Origin of the sequence: Citrobacter sp. NCU1, from assembly GCF_010231475.1 — a bacterium.
In the GTDB taxonomy this organism is placed as follows: domain Bacteria; phylum Pseudomonadota; class Gammaproteobacteria; order Enterobacterales; family Enterobacteriaceae; genus Citrobacter_D.
On record NZ_NRDO01000152.1, the window covers coordinates 1 to 1,755 of the forward strand.

The following is a 1,755-nucleotide window of genomic DNA, read 5'->3' on the forward strand; positions in this document are numbered from 1 at the left end:
CGGTATGCCGGGCCAAGAACGAAAGGGATTTTCCCATGGCTGATATCGACAGCACGTTTCCGTCGCAAAACGACACCACCCCGAATTTGGGCGGCCAGACCAGCCTCGCACCTGAAGTCGCGGCTCCGACCGCCTCGTCGGGTCTGGGGAACAGCACGGCCGAAACCGGCTCGAGCGAAACCAAAGCCTCTGGCCTTGCCGATGCCAAGCAGACGGTGAAGGATGGCGCCGGCAAATTTCAGCAGCAGGCGGTCGACAAGGTCTATGCGCTGGCCGGTGACGGCAAGGCGAAGGCCGGATCGGCGCTGGATCAGGTGGCGCAGTTACTCAACGACGCGGCGGGCCAGGTCGATGAGAAGCTGGGCCAGCAATATGGTCAATATGCCCGGTCGGCGGCAGAGGCGGTGACCTCCTTCTCCGGCTCGATCAAGGACAAGGATGTCGAGGAGCTGCTGGACGACGCCCGTGCATTCGTCGCGAAGAGCCCGGCGGTGGCTGTCGGCATCGCGGCCGCTCTTGGCTTCGTGGTGGCGCGCGTCGTCCAGTCGGGTCTCGAGACCCGCGTATCGGACGATGCCGGAGCGTGACGCGCGTGGCCGCCCCCCTTTCGGGCCCCGCGACGGAGCCTGAGACGCTGACGTCGCTGGTCTCTCAGCTCGTTGACGACGGTCGTTCGTTCATCGCGGCTGAAATCGATCTGGCCAAGGCGCGGGCGACCGACAGGGTTTCCCGTTATCGCAGCGCGGCAACGTTCTTCGCGATCGCTGGTGTTCTGGCCTTGGCGGCCCTCATCGCGTTGCTCGTCGGGCTCATCATGGCGTTGACGCCGTTGGTCGGGCCCTTGGGCGCGACGTTGATCGTGGTCGGTGCCGTGCTGCTGATCGCCGGCGTCTTGGGCATGGTTGGCAAGTCGCGTCTTTCGGGAGGACAGGCATGACCGTCTCGGAAGCCGAAATTCGCGCGGCTGAAGCGCGGGAACGCCTGAACCGAACCGCCGGCCGCATCCAGGCACGCCTCGAACCGCATGCGCTGGCTGCCCAGGCGAAGGAAGTCAGTCTCTCGGCCGCGAAATCGGGATTGGACAGCGCCAAGAACAATCCGGCGGCCGTGGCCGGCGGAGTGGCGGTTTTCGGGTTGTTGCTCAACCGTCGGCGGATCGCCCGTCTCTTCAAGCGCAAGTGATTTGGCCAGCCGACCGGCACATCAAGGTCGGCAAAAGCCCAGGAGGATGATCGCAATGACCACCGAAACCACCCATACCACACTCGACAGCGATCAGCAGAATGGTCGCATTCGCGAAACCCTGGCGCAAGGTCGCGAAACCGCCTCGCACGCCTATCATGACGCGAAGGACAAGGCGGCTGAAGTCGCGCATAAGACCGCGCAAACGATCGAAGCCAACCCGCTCGGCATCCTCGTCGGCGGTCTCGCGGTCGGCGTGCTGGCCGGGGCGCTGATCCCTCGCAGCGCGCGAGAGAAGGAAGTGCTTGCCCCGCTGGGTAAGAAGCTTGGCGAGACCGTCCGTCAGGCCACGCACGCCGCGCGCGAGACGGGTCTGCGCGAATTGGAGCAGGCGGGTCTGACCAAGGATGCGGCGAAGGATCGTGCCCGTTCGCTGTTTGATGACGTGGTCAAGGCGGCGAGCAATGCCGGTTCGGCGGCGGCCAAGGCGGCGGCCAACAAGCCGGCGAACTGATGCCGGCTGGTCGCATGGCCATGTAACGCTATGCGATCGAACAATATCATGCGCACCGC

The 1,755-nt window shown here is 65.0% G+C and carries 4 protein-coding genes; all 4 read left to right on the forward strand.

Annotated features, from left to right (window positions below; genetic code table 11):
• Positions 1-587: hypothetical protein (locus tag CJP72_RS25105; RefSeq protein WP_238340176.1), on the forward strand; the 587-nt coding region annotated here is incomplete at its 5' end.
• A 5-nt stretch (positions 588-592) separates the two neighbouring features.
• Positions 593-937: a phage holin family protein gene (locus CJP72_RS25110; protein ID WP_162383914.1), complete on the forward strand. Its 345-nt coding sequence runs from the start codon at positions 593-595 to the stop codon at positions 935-937.
• A complete protein-coding gene (locus tag CJP72_RS25115) occupies positions 934-1,182 on the forward strand; it encodes a hypothetical protein (RefSeq protein WP_162383915.1) in 249 nt (82 codons plus the stop codon). Before CJP72_RS25110 ends, CJP72_RS25115 begins: the two co-directional genes overlap by 4 nt.
• Positions 1,183-1,237: 55 nt before the next feature.
• A complete protein-coding gene (locus CJP72_RS25120) occupies positions 1,238-1,696 on the forward strand; it encodes a hypothetical protein (RefSeq protein WP_202882593.1) in 459 nt (152 codons plus the stop codon).
• Positions 1,697-1,755 lie beyond the last annotated feature (59 nt).